Raw genomic sequence first — 18,205 nt, forward strand, 5'->3', positions numbered from 1 at the left:
TTGCTACAAGGTCTTCAACCAGGCCCGCAAGCGCGTGCGCGCATTCGCATACGGCGACGCCGTGTTGAACTGGATCATGCGCCCCATCGTGTAATGCGTGTACCAGGGCTGGCCATACAATTGCGCGTCGTCGTGCGCCTCGATCAGCACCAGCAGCTGGTTCTTCGCCTGTTCCAGGCGCTGCAGCAAGTCATCCATGCCCAGTTCAGCATAGTCCGCATAGAAGCGCTGCGCCAATTTTCCCAGAGCGTTCCACGTGAAACCTTCTGCCGGGAAGGCGATGTCCTCGATGCGTTTGCCGTCACGCAGCTGCGCATGCCAGTGCAAGACCAGCTCGTTCCAACCCACCAGATAGGCGAGCAGGTCGCACACGCTCATGCGCGTGCCCGCCACTTGTCCTTCCAGCACGGGATCCCGCGCCAGCGCGGGCGGCACGCGTGCCAGCTCTTGCATCAATTTTGCATACGTGCTGTTGATGGCCTCGATGAGTTCCTGCTTGCTGTCGGGGATCGCCATCACGCCGCCCGGCTCACCGGCAAGCCAGCCGCCTGCCAGTCATCGTAGCCGCTGCCGAGACGGCGCGCATGCAAGCCGTGCTGGCGCAGGGCCGCCACAGCCTGCACGGACAGCACGCAGTACGGGCCGCGGCAATACGCGGCGATCTCTGCGTTCGCGGGCAATTCGCCGAGGCGGCGCTGCAAGTCATCAAAAGGAATATTGATCGCACCGGGCAAGTGGCCGGCAGCGAATTCCTGCGCGGGCCGCACGTCGAGCACGGTGATGCTCGCTTCGTGCATGCGTTCCAGCAACTCATTGCCCGTGATCGCTTCCACGTGGTCGCCCCGGCTCAGCGCCTGCAGTTCGCTGCGCTGATGCTGCGCGTACACGTCCAGCGCGGCCAACAGCTGCACGATGGGACCGCTGCCGAGCCGGTACAGCACCCGCTTGCCGTCGCGCCGCGCCTGCACGAAACCGGCGCGCCGCAACTGCTGCAAATGCTGGGACGTATTCGCCACGGACAAGCCCGTCAACTCCACCAGCTGCTCCACCGCATATTCGCCATGTGCGATCTGCTCGAGCAGGCGCAATCGCGGCGCGCTGCCTAAAATATGGGCAAACCCGGCGGAACCGGTGAGAAATTCGATATCGGCATTTTTCATTGACACGATGCTAGCACCCTTATAACATTCAAGCAATTAATTGAATGTTAGGAGCGGCAATGCAAATACTCTGGCTCGATGCGCTGGCCATCGGCGTGGGCGCGACGGCGGTGATGGATGTGTGGGCGGTGGCGTTAAAACGCTTCTGGTGCATTCCTTCGCTGAACTTTGCGATGGTGGGGCGCTGGCTGGGACATCTGCCGCGCGGCACGATCACGCACACCAACATCGCCCAGGCGGCGCCCGTGCGCGATGAAGCCATCCTGGGCTGGACGTTTCATTATGTGATCGGCGTGCTGTTTGCGGCCGTGCTGCTGGCGCTGGTGGGAGAGGAATGGGTGCAAGGGCCGACGTTCGCGCCGACCCTGCTGGCGGGTGTGCTGAGCGTGGCCGCGCCATTTTGCATCTTGCAGCCGGGCATGGGCGCCGGCCTGGCCGCCTGCAAGACGCCGCATCCGACGGCCGCCCGCCTGCGCAGCCTGATGGCCCACACGGCGTTCGGCATCGGCCTGTACCTGGCGGCGCTGCTGTGGTCGACCGTGCGTTAAGAAGTCAGCGGCGGCACGGGTGTGGGTGCCGGTGCGGCTGCCACCGCCGACATGGCCGGTGCCTCCGGCTGGGCCGGCACCGTGCTCAGCACCATCGTGCTGGGCTTGGCGATGGCGATATGCGCCTCGTCCAGGCGCTTGAGCAGTTCGAACAGCAGCGCGCTGCGGATGCCCGACGTCAGGCGCGGCGACGAGGCAAAGCCGGTGGCGTTGAACAGCAACAGGCCATTGTCGATGCCATCGAGCTGCACGCTGGGCGCCGGCGTGTCGAGCACGTCGGGATTGTCGACAAAGACGGACAGGATCAGCGCGCGCGCCGCCTGCGCATCTGTGCCCAGCGGCAACGGCAGCTTGACCTGCACCAGGCCCAGCGGATTGGCCAGGGTCACGTTGCGCACCGTCTTGGTAATGAATTCCGAGTTCGGCACGATCACCGTGGAACGGTCGCCCAGTTGAATTTCCGTGGCGCGCACATTGATGCGGCGAATGTCGCCCTCCACGCCACCCAGCGATACCCAGTCGCCCACTTTCACAGGACGTTCGGCCAATAAAATCAAGCCGGAAACGAAGTTCTGCACCACCGCCTGCAAGCCAAAACCGATACCCACCGACAAGGCTGACGCCACCCACGCGATGCGTTCCAGGCCGATGCCGGCCGCCGACAGAGCCAGTGCCACGGCCAGCACGCCGCCGATGTAGCCGAACAAGGTGATGAACGACACTTGCATGCCCGTATCGAGATTAGTGGTCGGCAAATAACTGTTTTGCAGCCAGCGCTTGAACAGGCCCAGCGCAACAAAACCAACGAGCAGCACCAGCAGGGCCTGGATCAGCGCGGCAGGGCGGATCGCCACCTCGCCGATGGCCAGGCCATCCTGCAGCTTGCCGACCCGCTGGAACAGCTCGCCCGGACCTTCACCGAACGGCGCCAGCAGCAGCATCAGGGCCAGCAGCACGACGATGGCGCGGCCGATACCCGACAGCAGCACGGCCGCCTGGTCGCGCGCCTTGGGCGTGGCCAGTACAGGATGGGCCGCGTCCGGCGGCGGTGGCGTGGAGGCCAGCAGCATGCAGATATCGTCCACCAACACCGTCAGCAGATAGGTGCTGCACACCACCACGATGACCCAGGCGATTTGCTTGGCGACAAAGCTGCCGAACGCCACATAGCCGATCAACAAGCTGATGACGCTCGACGCCAGCGCCAGCCACAACAGCACCGTGACGCAGCGCAGCCACAGGGGCGTGACCAGGGTGGCGGGATCGGCCTCGCGCAACTGGCGCCAGCAGCGCTCGGCGCGCATCAAGCCATAGGCGATGGTCGTGCTCATCACCAGGGCGACGATGCAGTTGACGGCCACAGCCGTCGACAGGCCCGCATTGATGACGATGGTGACCCGTTCCGTCGCCCACACGAGCACGACGATGAAGGAAAACATCGACGGAAAGTTGCGCATGCGGTGCGCCAGCGCATCGGGCAGGGGCAGCAGACGCCACGACACGCGGCGCGGCGACAGCAGCGCGTGGCCGAGTCCCGCCGTAAAACCGGCAAAGCAGATGATGCCGATCAAGCTGCTGAGGAAAGTCGAGGTTTTTTCGGACAGGCCGCCCTCCCAGCGCAGCCCCATGGCCAGCAATTCCGCCACCAGGCCCGGCGTGGCCAGCGCCAGCACCAGCACGGCTAGCGCATGCAGCGAGCGGCGCAAGCGGCCGTGCGGCACGCGCGTGGACGTCACCACCAGCAAGTAGCGCGAAGCCCAGACGCTGGCGCCGATCACGGCCACGATGGCGGCCAGCAAGCCGCCCCAGGCCGACCACGGCGTGGCGCCTGCCGCATTCGCCAATTCCAGCTCCAGCGCGCGCAAGCGCTGCAGGTTTTGCGGCAATTCCGCATGCAGCTGTTTCCAGAACGAACCGGCGAGTATCGAGGCCGTGCGCTCGCCCAGGCGCGCCTGCAACTGGGCGCGGCGCACCGTCGACACCTGTTCCGAGGCCTGCGTCGCTTCCACCGCCAGCAGGCGCGCCAGTTTGACTTGCGCATCGAGCGCGCTGCTGGTGCGGTCCAGCTGGCTGCGCTGCGCCGCCACGTCGGGCGCATCTTTCGTACCCGCCGCCGGCTTGCCCAGCTCGGCCAGCCGCGCCTGCACGCTGGAGAGCGTCGGCGCGAGCGCATCGGCCACCTTGTCCGCCTCGGCGCTGGCCGCCAGCGCATCAGCCCGCATCTGCGACAGGGTCGCATCATCGAGCTCAGCCTCGCCATCGAGCGCCTTCTGGATACCGGTGATCTGCTTGCGCAAGCCATCGAGACGCTGGTCGGCCGTGGCGGCGTCATCGACGGGCTGCGACCAGGCGGGCGGCGGGGCGAGCGAGCACGCCAGCAGCAAGGCCAACAGGAAGGGGAAGAAACGGACACGGAAAGAAGTCATGCGGACCTATGGCTGGAAATGAGAAAAACGGCCGGATTGGCAGCAGCGCCAGTCATGGCGTGCTGCCCGGCAGGTGCCTGCCAATATAGCTGAAAACGCGGGCAAGCCGCAGGACAGGCGGAACTGGCGTGTGCCCCGGGGTGAAACTAGGCATATTGCCCTATGGAAATATCATTCAAAAAGGTCTAGGATCGTCGTCCGCTTGGCGGCGCGGCAGCCATCTGCACGCCGCCGATCTTTTCACCATTCCCTCCGTATTGAGACAGCCATGAAGTTTTTATCCCACCTGACCATCGGCACACGCCTCGCCACAGGCTTTGGCACCATCGGCGCCATGCTGATCATCATCTCTTGCCTGGGCATTGCCATGCTGGGCAAGATCAACCAGGGCACCGGCCATATCGTGCATGACAGCATGCCCAAGATCGAGCTCGCCAATAGCGTGTCGGCCAACATCAACGATATCGCCATTGCGCTGCGCAACATGATGCTCAGCGCCGATCCGGCCGACCAGCGCAAACAAACGGACGCCATCCTGGCTGCGCGCCAGGCGGCGGCCGGCAATCTCGGCAAGCTCGCGAACATGCTCGATTCCGACCGAGAGCGCGCGTTGCTGGCCAAGATGAACGACGCCAACACCCGCTACGCGCAGGGGCAGGAAGCCTTGCTTGAACTGATCCGTAGCGGCACCCCGGACGACAGCAGCGCCTACCTGTACGGCCAGCTGCGCCCCGTATTGCTCGTCTATAAACAATTGATTGCTGAACAGATCAGCTTGCAAAATACCCTGGCCAACACGGCGGGCGACAACGCCAATGCCACCTATGCCAATACGCGCACCTTGCTGATCGGCATGTCGCTGGCGGCACTGGCCATCGCGGCGGCGTTGGCGTATGGCATCACACGCTCGATCACCGGCCCCGTCACCACGGCGCTGCAGGTGGCCAACACGGTGGCCGCAGGCGATTTGCGCAGCCAGATCACCGTGCATTCGCGCGATGAAATGGGACAACTGTTGCAGGCACTGAAGCGCATGAACGACAACCTGGCGCAAACGGTGGGCACGGTGCGTGCCGGCACGGAAACGATCGCCTCGGCCTCGTCCGAAGTGGCGGCAGGCAGCCTGGACCTGTCTGCGCGCACGGAGCAGCAAGCCAGTTCGCTGGAAGAGACAGCCTCTTCCATGGAAGAACTGACCTCGACCGTCAAGCAGAATGCCGACAATGCGCGCCAGGCGCATGTGCTGGCCGATACGGCCTCCGGCGTGGCGCAGCGCGGCGGCGCCGTCATCGCGCAAGTGGTGGCGACCATGCGGCAAATCGATGCTTCGTCAAACAAGATTGCCGACATCATCGGCGTCATCGATGGCATCGCCTTCCAGACCAACATTCTGGCCTTGAACGCGGCCGTGGAAGCGGCGCGCGCGGGCGAGCAGGGCCGCGGCTTTGCCGTCGTGGCCACGGAAGTGCGCAGCCTGGCGCACCGCTCCGCTGCCGCGGCCAAGGAAATCAAGACCCTGATCGACGACTCGACCCAGACCGTGGCGGCGGGCAGCGAGCTCGTGCATCAGGCCGGCAACACCATGAGCGACCTGGTCGACAGCGTGCGCCGCGTTACCGACATCATGGAAGAAATCACCTCGGCCAGCGCGGAACAGACGGCCGGCATCGAGCAAATCAACCAGGCCATCAGCGAGATGGACAACGTCACCCAGCAAAACGCGGCCCTGGTGGAAGAATCGGCGGCCGCCGCCGCTGCCATGCAGGAGCAGGCGGCTACGTTGGCGCAGGTGGTGAGCGCCTTCAAGCTGGAAGCCGGCGCACCGGCAAGCAAGCCGGCAATCGCCGCGACAACCGTACCGCGCCAGCAAGCCGTCGCCCTGCGCGCGCCGGCGGCCAGGAAAACTGCGCCAGCCGCCACGGCGTCGTCCGACTGGGAAGAGTTCTAAGGCAGCAACGCCACAGGTGCCTCTCGGCGCCTGTGGCGTCATGCAGCATGGGCTGCTTCCTGCTACGCGATCTGATCCATGTCAATCAACAATCAAGTTTGACACGGCGCGGCTAGGCCGAGAGTTCTCTGCGGATGATGTCTGCGCCAGCACTGAGCGCATTGAGTTTGCCTCTGGCTACGTGACGAGACAAGGGCGCCATGCCGCAGTTGGTGCTTGGATAGAGTTTGTCGGCATCGACAAAGCGCAGCGCCTTGCGCAGGGTGTTGGCCACTTCCTCCGGCGTTTCAATGGTGTTGCTTGCCACGTCGATGGCCCCGACCATCACTTTTTTGCCGCGTATGAGTTCAATCAAGTCGATGGGAACACGCGAGTTATGGCATTCCAGCGAGATGATGTCGATATTCGATTTCTGCAGCTTGGGGAAAGATTCCTCATATTGACGCCATTCGGACCCCAGCGTATTTTTCCAGTCCGTATTGGCCTTGATGCCGTAACCATAGCAAATATGCACAGCCGTTTCGCACTTGAGCCCTTCGATCGCCCGCTCCAGGGTGGCAATCCCCCAGTCATTCACCTCATCAAAAAAGACATTGAACGCGGGTTCGTCAAACTGGATGATGTCGACGCCGGCCGCCTCCAATTCCCTTGCCTCCTGATTGAGGATCTTGGCGAATTCCCAGGCCAGTTTTTCGCGGCTCTTGTAGTGGCTGTCATACAGCGTATCGATCATCGTCATCGGACCTGGCAGGGCCCATTTGATCGGCTGCGTGGTTTGCTGGCGTAAAAACTTGGCGTCTTCCACAAACACCGGCTGCGGGCGGCTTACCGCGCCAACGACGGTCGGCACACTCGCATCGTAGCGGTCGCGGATTCTGACGGTCTCGCGTTTGTCAAAATCGACGCCGCTCAGATGCTCGATGAACGTGGTGACAAAATGCTGACGCGTCTGCTCGCCATCGCTGACGATATCGATGCCTGCCTGCTGCTGTTCCTGCAGTGACAAACGCAAGGCATCCTGTTTGCCCTCGATTAATTCCTCGTCCTGCAATTTCCACGGCGACCAGAGTTTTTCAGGTTGGGCAAGCCAGGATGGTTTCGGCAAGCTGCCGGCGGTCGAGGTAGGCAATAATTTTTTCATGGTGGTGATTTCGTGTGTTGGTTGGTCAGAGAGCGTAACTGGCAGTCCACTGTTCAAGAATATGCTTGTATGGCTTGATGAAATGCTCTTCCGTATATTTGCCCTGCTTGACTGCCAGCTGGCTGCGCTCTTCCCGGTCATAGACAATCTGCGTCAATGAATAGTCCTGGTTCTTCAGGCTCGGCTGATACGACTTGCCTGCCGCCGAATTGGCGTTGTAAATCTCCGGGCGGTAAATCTTCTGGAACGTCTCCATCGTGCTGATGGTGGCGATCAGCTCAAGATTGGTGTAGTCGCCAAGCAGGTCGCCGATGAAATAAAACGCCAAGGGGGCGGCGCTATCTGGCGGCATGAAGTAGCGAACCTGCATGCCCATTTTTTCAAAATATTGATCCGTCGAGGAAAATTCATTTTGTTGATACTCGACGCCCAATACGGGATGTTGATTCCCCGTCCGGTGATAGACCTTGCTGCTCGAGGCGCTGATGCAGATGACAGGCGGCTTGCTGAAGCGCTCTTTGTACGTATGTGATTTGACAAAGTGCCGGAACAGCTTGCCATGAAAATCGCCGAAATCGTCGGGCGCGGTGAAGGTGGATTGATTGTTGTTATGCTCAGGCAGCAGCACGCTGAAGTCGTAATCGCGCACGTAGGAGGAGAAATTATTCCCCGCGATCCCATCGATGCGTTCACCGGTTTTTTTGTCGATAACGGTCGGTTTCAATATCTCGATCAACGGGATATTACTGCCTTCGACATCAATATTCAGCTCCACCGAGATGATTTCAAGTTCTACCGAATAGCGGTCGCCGTTCGGGTTGTCCCAATGCGCCAGGTTGTTGAAGCGGTTATCTATCATCCTCAGGGTATTGCGCAGGTTTTCCTGGCGACTGTTTCCCCGGGCCAGATTGGCAAAGTTGGTCGTCAGGCGCGTATTGTCCGATGGGTGATAGTTTTCATCGAAAACAATGCTCTTGATACTGAATATAAAATCTTTGCTCATGGTGATCTGGTGTCCTGATTTTTGCGAATAATGTATGTGTTGATGGCTGAGCGTCGTGATGCGTATCAGGCTGCGACCAGCTCTTCAGCGGTGGCAGATCTCGCATGACGCGTCAAGTCGAGCAACGGCAATGCCCGTTGCACCGCCAGCGTGGCCCGCTGGATCAGGGCTTCGTCCTGCAGGCGGTAGTCGAGGAAATCCTTGTCGGTCGCATACACACCCAGCGGTAATGTGCGTGCCTGGAAAAAGCTGAACAGCGGCCGCAACTGGTGGTCGATCATCAGGGCATGGCGCTCGCTGCCGCCGGTGGCCGCCAGCAGGACCGGCTTGTCGATCAAGGCATCCTGGTCAATGAAATCGAAGAAGTGCTTGAACAGTCCCGTGTACGCGCCGCGGTAGACCGGTGTTGCCACCACCAGGATGTCGGCTTGCTCGACCGCTGCAAGTTCCCGCTCCACCGTATCGGGCAGCTGGGAGCGCCAGACCGCACCGGCAAGCTGCGGTGCGAGCTGGCCCAGTTCGACCAGGCGTTGTTCGCACAGCACTTCATCGGCGATCAGATCCATCAGGTGCTCGGCCAGGGCTGCTGCCTTGGAAGGGCGTTGCAGCCCGCCGGAAACCGCGACTAAACGAAGTGGACGTGTCATGTTTGCTTTCATGTGGATGGATGCGCCAGGGCCGTAAGAGTGCAGGCAACAAGGGGATCGATGATAGCGGCGGGAATCGATGAAGTATAATGGTCTTATTTCATACATCCATGAACATGGCTCATCTCAATGCTTGAACGCATCCACCTCAGCATCGTCCAGCAGGTCGAGAAACAAGGGTCGTTGACGGCTGCCGCAGGCGTGCTGCACCTGACCCAGTCGGCCCTGAGCCACAGCATGAAGAAGCTGGAGCAGCAACTGGGCACCGACGTCTGGCTGCGCGAAGGGCGCAACCTGCGCCTGACGCAGGCCGGCCAGTATCTGCTGGCGGTGGCGAACCGGGTGCTGCCGCAACTGGACCTGGCCGAAGAGCGCCTGGGCCAGTTCGCGCAAGGCGAGCGCGGTGCGCTGCGCATCGGCATGGAGTGCCACCCTTGCTACCAGTGGCTGCTCAAAGTGGTGTCGCCGTATCTGGCCGCATGGCCCGACGTGGATGTGGACGTCAAGCAGAAGTTCCAGTTCGGCGGGATCGGCGCGCTGTTCGGCTACGAGATCGACCTGCTGGTCACGCCCGACCCGCTGTACAAGCCTGGACTGACATTCGAGCCCGTGTTCGACTACGAACAGGTGCTCGTCGTGGCCAAGGGCCATGCCCTGGCTTCGGCGGCCTATGTGCAGCCCCAGCAGCTGACGCAGGAAGTGCTCATCAGCTACCCCGTGGACATCGAGCGCCTGGACATCTATAACCAGTTCCTGCTGCCGGCAGGTGTCACGCCCAAGCGCCACAAAGCCATCGAAACCACCGACATCATGCTGCAGATGGTGGCCAGCGGCCGCGGCGTGGCCGCCCTGCCGCGCTGGCTGGTCGAGGAATACGCGGCCAAGATGGACGTGGTGCCTGTGCGGCTGGGTGTGCACGGCATCGCCAAGCAGATTTTCCTGGGGGCACGCGAGACGGACACCGCCATCGACTACGTGCGGGCCTTCATCGCACTGGCGCGCCAGCCTGCCAGTGCGCAGTGACCGCGGCGACGCCATGGGTCATCTCTTGATGCATCCCGCTCAGCTCAGGGCCGCTGGCAACATCACGCACGCCTATTCCCTGGAAGTCAGTGCAAAGGACATGCCGGCGTTGAGCACGGCGGCGCCGCGGATAGCGCCCGCGTCCACCATTGCCATTCCCTACCTGCCACGCGAGGATAACGACGCGCGGCTGGCCGCGGCGCGGACCGTGCGCAGGCTCGGCTTCGAACCCATGCTGCACCTGTCTGCGCGCCGGATTGCCTCGCTTTCCGAGTTTGAGTCGTTCATCCAGCGCGCGGTCGCTGAAGCCGGCGTCGAGCGCTGCTTCGTGATCGCCGGCGATCCATCCACTGCGATGGGGCCGTTTTCCGACAGTGCCGCGCTGATCGACACGGGCGTGTTCGAGCGCGCGGGCATGCAGGTGATCGGCGTGGGTGGTCACCCGGAAGGCCATCCGGTGATGAGCACGGCCGAACAGTGGGAGGTGCTTGAACGCAAGTGCGACAGCATCGGCAAGCGCGGCATGGCGCCCTTGATCGTCACGCAGTTTGCGTTTGATGCCGACATCGTGTTGACGTGGTTGAAAACGCTGCGCGAGCGTGGCATTGACCATCCCGTGCGCGTGGGCGTGCCGGGCCCCGCCAGCATCGCGGTGCTGGCCCGTTATGCCGCAGTGTGCGGCGTCAGTGCATGCGCATCGATGTGGTCCAAGTACGGCGTGTCCATCGGCAAGCTGTTCGGCACGGCAGGACCGGATCTGTTTGTCGATCGCCTGGCCAATGGCCTGACCGAAGCACATGGCGAGGTCAGCCTGCATTTCTTTCCCTTTGGCGGCATCGCACAATCCGTGAAGTGGATAGAGCAGTACCGTGCTCGCACCGGCCCAGGCCTTTGACCATCCGGTGTGACGAGCGCCTCTCTGGCGGCACCACGCTGCCAGAGATGACTAGAACAAATAAAGTTGGTCGGATTTAAGAGTGTAACTCATTGATTCCTTGGTGTTCGTTTGCTGGCCGGATTGACCCTCTCAGATTGACCCTCCCTCCAGGTCCTCGCGAACGCCGCGACCCTGTCGTAAGACCCCTCGAACCCCAATTCTTTTAGGTCCTCATGGATCTGTTTCAGCGTGCGCCGCTGCTTGCGCGACTTGGCCGCCTCGGTCTTGAGGAGCGCTGAAAGCTGGAACGCGTATTTGTCGATGGCGCGGGTGGAGCGCCGCTCAGCGTAAGCTGGCTCTATGGTTTCCGAGCGCAGGTAGCGCCGGACGGTATTTCTGGAGATGCCCAACCGCCTGGATATCTCTCTCAATGGGATATGCTCGCGAATGTGCCAGCGTCGAATAATGCCTAGTAGTGCCACGTCGATCACTCCGATTCCCCGCTCAATGTCATGAGCAGGATTGTGTCTTAAACGTGGGTCAGATTCGTTTGCAAATTATGCTGCAAAGTGGGTCAGATTTCGCTGCAAATCAACAAAGCGCCGTTCCAGCCCTCAGAAAAATCGCCCTCGCGCCGCTGGACTGGCCGCTAACAATCGCAGTGATCGAAAATTTCATGGTGACGGCACCCTCCAACTGGGGAGGATCGCAAACGCACACTTCTCAACTAAAGTTGCTATAGGGCGTGCGTGCAGTTTGAAACAGTCAATTTTTTTCAAAATCCCGGTTGACGCAGCCGGACCCCATGTTCAAATGCGAATCGATAGTTTCAATCGAATCGAAAAGATAAGAAAGTAGCAACGCAACCATTTTTATGGTCAGGTATGCAAATCTTTGCTCTAAGTACTTGTCGAGAACCCAGTCCACCGTCCCTTTAGTCTTGTTTGACAATCTCGGCATAAATTTGACAAGCCAAGAATGGGGCAGAGCCTCTACCAAGGCGTCGCTTAGTAAACTTTGGCTGTCGCCCTTCGTGATCCCAATTCCTTGATGGAGGCAAGCGTCGAGGATGAGATCACATATATCACGTGAACGATACGGGACTTCTTTCTCCCTCCAAACCATGAGCAAGGCACTATAGCGGCGCAGGACAGGATTAGCGGCGTGTTCAGTACCCTCGACATAGACCGTTGGTGCGCCTACGGTCTTTGAGTCAGATGTAGGGTACTCAGTGTGGAGCATACGATAGCTCTCTAGGCCACAATAATGAACAGGGCACCAATCCACCGATGGCAAGTGGTGAGCGCGTCGCCAGAAAGACATCGAATGCACATGGCGATCGAGCTCTGAGCAGCGCGCGCAGTAATTGGCGGCAGTATTGATCTTTGGGCCAAAGAATGTTCGAAAACCGGCCCTTCTATTTACAATATCTACCAGGTTAGTCCCCCTATCTACAGCATACAGAAGGGGGTGCAAGGTATGCATTTTCAAAAACTCCGCGTTTCGGTAGCCCAGTGTCTGGGCGACCACTGAAACATGGCTTGATGACTTAGGTATACCGTAGAAACGTGCGAGCTTTGCAATAAGGGTATCGCTATCACAGCAATTCAAGAATGCTAGGCGCGCAATGATACTGTGCGCCAATTCATCAGGAAGGGGTTCTACATCAATAAAATCCAAATGCGCCACCTACCCACATCGGCCGGAAGCTAATAAAACGCCTCCGACCTGTTTGTCATCAACAAAGACAGCTGGCGGAAAACCTCGGAGTCACCGAATATGTTGGCTAAAAATCCGACCAACTTTATTGTTTTCCGACTGACTTTATTTGTTCTAGTCAGAGAAAGGCGCAATCCGCCTGCTTACTCCACCGTCACCGATTTGGCCAGATTGCGTGGCTTGTCCACATCCGTGCCGCGTGCCAGCGCCGTGTGATACGCGAGCAATTGCAGCGCTACCACGTGCAGGATCGGCGACAAATCGCCGTAGTGCTCGGGCAGGCGGATGACGTGCAGACCTTCGCCGGAGCTGATGCGCGAATCGACGTCGGCGAACACGTACAGCTGGCCGCCGCGGGCGCGCACTTCCTGCATGTTCGATTTCAGCTTTTCGATCAGGGCGTCGTTCGGCGCGATGGTGACGACGGGCATTTCATTCGTCACCAGGGCCAGCGGGCCATGCTTCAGTTCGCCGGCCGGATACGCTTCGGCGTGGATATACGAGATTTCCTTCAGCTTCAGCGCGCCTTCCAGGGCGATCGGGTAATGCATGCCGCGGCCCAGGAAGAGGGCGTTTTCCTTGCGGGCGAACTCTTCGGACCAGGCGATGATCTGCGGTTCCAGCGCCAGCACGGAAGCGATGGCGACGGGCAGGTGGCGCATGGCTTTCAGGTGCGCCGCTTCCTGTTCTTCGCTCAAGTGGCCATTGACTTGCGCCAGGCACAGGGTCAGCAGGAACAGGCCGGCCAGCTGCGTGGTAAACGCTTTGGTGGAGGCCACGCCCACTTCCACGCCGGCGCGCGTGATGTAGGCCAGGGCGCATTCGCGCACCATGGCGCTGGTGGCCACGTTGCAGATGGTCAAGGTGTGCTGCATGCCCAGGCTGCGCGCATGTTTCAGGGCGGCCAGGGTGTCGGCCGTTTCGCCGCTTTGCGAAATGGTGACGACCAGCGTGTTCGGGTGCGGCACGCTGTCGCGGTAGCGGTATTCGCTGGCCACTTCCACGCTGACGGGCACTTTGGCGATCGACTCGATCCAGTATTTGGCCGTCATGCCCGCATACGAACTGGTGCCGCAGGCGAGGATCAGCACGCGGTCGATCTGCTTGAAGATTTTATAGGCGTCGTCGCCGAACAGTTCCGGCATGATGCCCGTCACGCCTTCGAGCGTGTCGCCGATGGCGCGCGGCTGTTCAAAAATTTCCTTTTGCATGTAATGGCGGTACGGGCCCAGCTCTGCCGCGCCCGTGTGCGCATGCACGGTTTTCACTTCGCGCTCGACGGGCTTGCCATCGACGTCGACGATCCAGCAGCGCGACAGTTGCAGGTCGACCACGTCGCCTTCTTCCAGGTAGATGATCTGGTCGGTCGTGCCGGCCAGCGCCATGGCGTCCGACGCGACAAAGTTTTCACCATTGCCCAGGCCGACGATCAGGGGCGAGCCCTGGCGCGCGGCGACCACGCGGTGCGGTTCGTCGCGGCAGAAGACGGCGATCGCATATGCGCCGTCGAGGCGTTTCACGGCCTGTTGCACGGTTTCAAATAAATCGCCGTTGTACATGTGCTCGACCAGATGGGCGATCACTTCCGTATCCGTCTGGCTCTGGAAGACGTAACCGAGGGCCGTCAGTTCGGCGCGCAGTTCGTCATGGTTTTCGATGATGCCGTTATGCACCAGCGCCACGCGGGCATTCTCTTCCGTTGGGGAAAAGTGCGGGTGGGCATTGAACGAGACAGGGGCGCCATGCGTGGCCCAGCGCGTGTGGGCGATGCCCGTAAAACCGCTCAAGCCTTCTTCGGCGATCTGCTTTTCCAGCTCGGCCACGCGCGAGGTGGAGCGCGAACGCTGCAGACGGCCATCCGCATGCAGGGCGATGCCGCAGGAATCGTAGCCGCGGTATTCCAGGCGCTTCAAGCCTTCGACCAGGATGGGAGTGATATTACGTTGCGCTACCGCGCCGACGATGCCGCACATGGAAACCTCTGTCTAAAATTTAATCAATGCACGCATGCTAATGCAGAGTGAATGAAATATGCTTTCTAAATCCGTGTGTTTTTGACCGAATATTTCACTGTCATTTTGTAGTGAAATATTATTTCATTTAGAATCGATTTATTTTCCAATTCATCACAATCATGAACGATAGCAACATTACCCTCGACGAGATCGATCGTCGCATCCTGAACGCCATGCAAATTGATGCATCGCAAACCAACAGCGAGCTGGCCCAGGCGGTGCACGTTTCGGCGCCCACCTGTTTGCGGCGGGTCAAGCATTTACGGGAAAGCGGCGTCATCGAGCGGCAAGTGGCCATCGTCGCGCCGCAGCTGGTGGGCGCGCGCCTGACGGCCATCGTGGAAATCACGCTCGACGTGCAGGCGGCGGAACGCATGGCGGAATTCGAACAACTCGTGGCGGACGAGCCCGCCGTGTTGCAATGCTACCGCGTCTCGCCCGGGCCCGACTTCGTGCTGATGGTGCAGGTGGCCGACATGCCCGCCTATCACGCGCTGGCGCACCGCCTGTTCGCCGCGCACGCGAATGTGCGCAACGTGAAGAGTTATTTTTCCACGTTCCGCAGCAAATTCGAGACGCGCATCGCCGTGTGATTCATCGATTGTATTTGTCCACTGCTTGCCCACCGCTTGCCCACAGATTTATACGGTGCTTTTCCACTGCTTATGCCGTACTTGCCCACAGGTTTATACACAAGTGTGACGAGGGCTGGCCATGGCCGGCTGGCAGGGGGAGTAAGGCAGGCGCCACCGTCACCTGGTCCACGCGGTGCCGCAGCAGCATGAAAAGCGTGTAAAGATGCGGTAAGGCAAACTTGTGCACCGGCTGCACACAGCTTGCCAACAAGTTGCTAGCCTACTTATCGACAGGCTTATCCACAGCGCTTTCGCGGCGGCAGGCGGGAAACTCAGGGGCGCACTTCGGCGTCCGCATAGAAGCGGTAGCCGGCATTGCGGGCGGTATTGATGGGCAAGGCCAGGCCCGCCGCCTGTTCCGCCTTGCGGCGCAAGCGGCTGATCTGGGTATCCAGGCGGCGCTGGTCGTAGCTGAGAAAATCCTCGCCCAGCGATTGCACGATCTGCTGGCGGCTGACGATGCGTTCCGGCTCGGCCATCAACACGTGCAGCACGGTAACGTCCTGTTGCGACAGCGCAATGGCGCCACAGCCGGGCGGCAAGAGGCGACGCGGTCCCAGTTCCAGCACCCACGCCGTGGTGGGCGGCGGCACGGCGGCGGGCAGGGGCGCGCCGAGGCGCCGTGCAAGCGCGCCCAGGGTGGCGGCCAGTTCGTCCAGGTCGGCGCTCTTGGGCAGGTAGTAATCGGCACCACCGCCCAGTCCGTTGACCTTGTCCTGCGTCGCCCCGCGCGCCGTAAACACGACGATGCCGATGGGCTGCCCCTGCTCGCGCAAGGCGCGCACCAGCACCATGCCTTCGCCATCGGGCAAGCCGAGGTCGATGATGGCAATGCGGTGCAGGGCCGGCGTGTAGCAGGCATGGAAGGCGGCCAGGTCGGCCACGGCGCTGACGCGGTAACCGCAATCGCCGAGAAACTCGGTCAGCTCGTGGCGCAGCACGGCTTCGTCTTCAAGCAGGATGAGGTTCAACATGGCGCAAGGATAACCGATCGCCGTGGGGCCGGGAAGTTGTCTTTCTGACTGCCCCGATGGCCGTGGTAAGCTGCCTCGCCATGAAAATCCTGCTCGCCATTTGCCTGTTGTTCGCCACCCTGTTCCCCCACACTGCAGCAGCAGCGCCCGTGCCTGCGCCGCTGCTGCTGCCGGCCAGCGGGCAGCCCGTGTCCGCCAGCGGCCACCTGCAGATGCTGCGCGATGCCACGGGCAGGCTGGGCCCCGATGCGGCACTGGCGGCGCCCGGCTGGCGCACCTTGCCCGGCGCCGTCAGCGCCGGCTACACGCAGGACGCCGTCTGGCTGCGCCTGGACGTGGCACGCGCGGCCGCCGCCCCCGATGAATGGGTCCTGCGTTTCAGCAACGCAGTGCTCGACGATGTGCGGCTATACCGCTGGGATGCGGCGGGCCACTGGATCTTGCAGGAGGCGGGCGCCGACGTGGCGCGCAGCAACTGGCCCATCGATGCGCGCCAGGTGGTGTTTCCGCTGCGCCTGCAAGCCGATACGCCACAGCGCTGGCTGGTGCGCCTGCACAGCAAAAAGGCCATGTCGACGGAGCTGACCTTGCTGCCCAGCGATGCCTTCGACAACGCCTCGCGCCGCGAATACCTGTACTACGGCTTACAGTTCGGCACTTATTTGCTCTTGATCCTGTTCCATATCTTTTTCTGGCGCATGACGCGCGAAGCCCACAGCGGCTGGTATCTGCTGTACGTGCTGACGAATGCCACGACGGAAGCCCTGACGATCGCCATTCCCCAGCAAATCTTCAACATGCCGAACTGGCTGTCCGATCCCATGCTGGGCGTGTCGATGGCGATGTCCATCGCCGTCGGCGCGCGTTTTTCCACCTTGCAACTGGAACTGCCCGCTCTGTCTCCCCGCTTCAGCCGCGTCGTGGTGGGCTTGACGGCCGCTGCCGCGCTGTGCGGTGCGCTGCTGGTGCTGCATGGCGACTATGCCGCTGGCGTCCTCGTCGTGCAAATGACGGCCTTGCCATTGATCGTGCTGTTCATCGCCCTGGCCAGCTGGCTGGCGCTGCGCGGGCATCGACCGGCGCATGCCTTCCTATTTATCTTCGGCATCTTTTACGCGGGAGTAGTGATCAGTTTCCTGCGCAATATGGCCATCGTGCCACCGAACTTCTGGACCAACCACGCGGCCACCCTGGGTGCCTTCGTGCACATGATGCTGATGAGCCTGCGCCTCAACCGCCGCTACGCCGAATTGCGCCGCGCCAAGGACCGGGCGCAAGCGGAGGCGGTCAGCGCCGTGCGCGCCCTGAATGAACGCCTGGAAGAGCAGGTGGCGCTGCGCACCGTGGCGCTGCGGCAGGAAATCGGCCGGCGCGCCGCGCTCGAGGGCGAATTGCGCGCCGCGCTGGAAGTGGAAACCCGCACCCGCGAAGAACAACAGGATTTCGTTGCCATGGTGTCGCATGAATTCCACACGCCATTGGCCATCATCAATACCACGGCCCAGCAAATTGCCCGCAACGCGGACGCGCCACGGGAAAAAACCTTGCAGCGCTGCCAGAACTTGCGCGAAGCCAGCGGCCGCATGACGGCGCTGGTGGATGAATACCTGAGCGCCGACCGCATGGAAACGAGCGCGGCAACCTTCCGGCCCCTGCCGTGCGACTTGCCCGCCCTGCTGACGGCCGTGCTGGCCGAGTGGCCGCCGGGCCGCATCGAGGCCAGTGTGCAGGCGCTGCCCGCCAGCGCCGTAGTCGATGCCAGCCTGCTGCGCGTGGCCCTGCGCAACCTGCTCAGCAATGCCGACCGGCACGCGCCGCAAGCCCTGGCGATCCGCGTACAGGCCGGCACGCTCGAGGACGGCCACGTGCAGATTGCCGTCAGCAACGACGGCGAGCCGCTGCCTGCCGATGAAATCCCGCGCCTGTTCCAGAAATATTTCCGTGGCCGCATCGCCCAGCACAAGCCCGGCGCCGGGCTGGGCCTGTATCTGGTGCAACGCATCGCCGCATTGCACGGCGGCCAGGTCACGCTGGCCAGCGCCGGCAACGACGGCACCATCAGTTTCGTTCTGCGCCTGCCCGTCTGACT

Annotated in this window: 15 protein-coding genes and 1 pseudogene; 6 read left to right on the forward strand and 10 right to left on the reverse strand. The window is 61.5% G+C overall.

Going from position 1 to position 18,205, the window contains the following annotated elements:
* Positions 1-3 precede the first annotated feature (3 nt).
* Positions 4-516 (reverse strand): ClbS/DfsB family four-helix bundle protein, encoded by a 513-nt coding sequence (locus tag LSO07_RS01255; protein WP_151091943.1) that lies wholly within the window; start codon positions 514-516, stop codon positions 4-6.
* Positions 516-1,160, reverse strand: a complete 645-nt coding sequence (locus LSO07_RS01260; RefSeq protein ID WP_034782640.1) for an ArsR/SmtB family transcription factor — start codon at positions 1,158-1,160, stop codon at positions 516-518. The genes LSO07_RS01255 and LSO07_RS01260 overlap by 1 nt, the downstream gene beginning before the upstream one ends.
* A gap of 59 nt (positions 1,161-1,219) precedes the next feature.
* Between LSO07_RS01260 and LSO07_RS01265 the strand changes: the two genes are divergently transcribed.
* Entirely contained in the window at positions 1,220-1,708 is a 489-nt protein-coding gene (locus tag LSO07_RS01265) for a DUF2938 domain-containing protein (protein ID WP_208672443.1), read from the forward strand.
* On the opposite strand, the gene LSO07_RS01270 is transcribed toward LSO07_RS01265, so the two are convergent.
* Positions 1,705-4,134 carry a DUF3772 domain-containing protein gene (locus LSO07_RS01270; RefSeq protein ID WP_034782637.1) on the reverse strand — a complete coding sequence of 810 codons (2,430 nt, stop codon included), beginning with the start codon at positions 4,132-4,134 and terminating at the stop codon, positions 1,705-1,707. The two genes, LSO07_RS01265 and LSO07_RS01270, sit on opposite strands and share 4 nt — an antisense overlap.
* A gap of 268 nt (positions 4,135-4,402) precedes the next feature.
* Here LSO07_RS01270 and LSO07_RS01275 point away from each other — a divergent pair, with 268 nt between their 5' ends.
* Entirely contained in the window at positions 4,403-6,082 is a 1,680-nt protein-coding gene (locus LSO07_RS01275) for a methyl-accepting chemotaxis protein (RefSeq protein WP_151091950.1), read from the forward strand.
* Positions 6,083-6,194: 112 nt separating this feature from the next.
* On the opposite strand, the gene LSO07_RS01280 is transcribed toward LSO07_RS01275, so the two are convergent.
* The 3 genes from LSO07_RS01280 to msuE form a co-directional block, all read right to left on the reverse strand.
* Positions 6,195-7,223 carry a methionine synthase gene (locus LSO07_RS01280; protein ID WP_034782633.1) on the reverse strand — a complete coding sequence of 343 codons (1,029 nt, stop codon included), beginning with the start codon at positions 7,221-7,223 and terminating at the stop codon, positions 6,195-6,197.
* A gap of 25 nt (positions 7,224-7,248) precedes the next feature.
* A complete protein-coding gene (locus LSO07_RS01285) occupies positions 7,249-8,226 on the reverse strand; it encodes a DUF1852 domain-containing protein (protein WP_034782631.1) in 978 nt (325 codons plus the stop codon).
* A 65-nt stretch (positions 8,227-8,291) separates the two neighbouring features.
* Entirely contained in the window at positions 8,292-8,873 is a 582-nt protein-coding gene (msuE, locus tag LSO07_RS01290) for an FMN reductase (protein ID WP_151091953.1), read from the reverse strand.
* 129 nt (positions 8,874-9,002) lie between these two features.
* Here msuE and LSO07_RS01295 point away from each other — a divergent pair, with 129 nt between their 5' ends.
* Both LSO07_RS01295 and LSO07_RS01300 read left to right on the forward strand, forming a co-directional pair.
* Positions 9,003-9,896: a LysR family transcriptional regulator gene (locus LSO07_RS01295; RefSeq protein ID WP_151091956.1), complete on the forward strand. Its 894-nt coding sequence runs from the start codon at positions 9,003-9,005 to the stop codon at positions 9,894-9,896.
* Between the two features lie 13 nt (positions 9,897-9,909).
* Complete coding sequence (locus LSO07_RS01300) at positions 9,910-10,791, forward strand: methylenetetrahydrofolate reductase (protein ID WP_151091959.1); 882 nt, start codon at positions 9,910-9,912, stop codon at positions 10,789-10,791.
* Between the two features lie 128 nt (positions 10,792-10,919).
* Here LSO07_RS01300 and LSO07_RS01305 read toward each other — a convergent pair.
* From LSO07_RS01305 to glmS, 3 genes and pseudogenes are all read right to left on the reverse strand, one after another.
* Positions 10,920-11,255, reverse strand: a pseudogene (locus LSO07_RS01305) (helix-turn-helix domain-containing protein); the annotation flags it as partial.
* 283 nt (positions 11,256-11,538) lie between these two features.
* Positions 11,539-12,453 (reverse strand): TniQ family protein, encoded by a 915-nt coding sequence (locus LSO07_RS01310; protein WP_191909559.1) that lies wholly within the window; start codon positions 12,451-12,453, stop codon positions 11,539-11,541.
* 182 nt (positions 12,454-12,635) lie between these two features.
* Positions 12,636-14,465 carry a glutamine--fructose-6-phosphate transaminase (isomerizing) gene (glmS, locus tag LSO07_RS01315; protein WP_034782627.1) on the reverse strand — a complete coding sequence of 610 codons (1,830 nt, stop codon included), beginning with the start codon at positions 14,463-14,465 and terminating at the stop codon, positions 12,636-12,638.
* Positions 14,466-14,626: 161 nt separating this feature from the next.
* Here glmS and LSO07_RS01320 point away from each other — a divergent pair, with 161 nt between their 5' ends.
* Positions 14,627-15,100, forward strand: a complete 474-nt coding sequence (locus LSO07_RS01320) for an Lrp/AsnC family transcriptional regulator (RefSeq protein WP_151091965.1) — start codon at positions 14,627-14,629, stop codon at positions 15,098-15,100.
* Between the two features lie 314 nt (positions 15,101-15,414).
* Here LSO07_RS01320 and LSO07_RS01325 read toward each other — a convergent pair whose 3' ends face one another.
* Positions 15,415-16,116 (reverse strand): response regulator transcription factor, encoded by a 702-nt coding sequence (locus LSO07_RS01325; protein ID WP_151091967.1) that lies wholly within the window; start codon positions 16,114-16,116, stop codon positions 15,415-15,417.
* Between the two features lie 80 nt (positions 16,117-16,196).
* Here LSO07_RS01325 and LSO07_RS01330 point away from each other — a divergent pair, with 80 nt between their 5' ends.
* Positions 16,197-18,203, forward strand: coding sequence for a sensor histidine kinase (locus LSO07_RS01330; protein ID WP_191909560.1), 2,007 nt, complete (start codon positions 16,197-16,199; stop codon positions 18,201-18,203).
* The last annotated feature ends 2 nt before the right edge of the window (positions 18,204-18,205 follow it).

Origin of the sequence: Janthinobacterium sp. PLB04, from assembly GCF_021165895.1 — a bacterium.
Taxonomy (GTDB): Bacteria; Pseudomonadota; Gammaproteobacteria; order Burkholderiales; family Burkholderiaceae_D; genus Janthinobacterium; species Janthinobacterium lividum.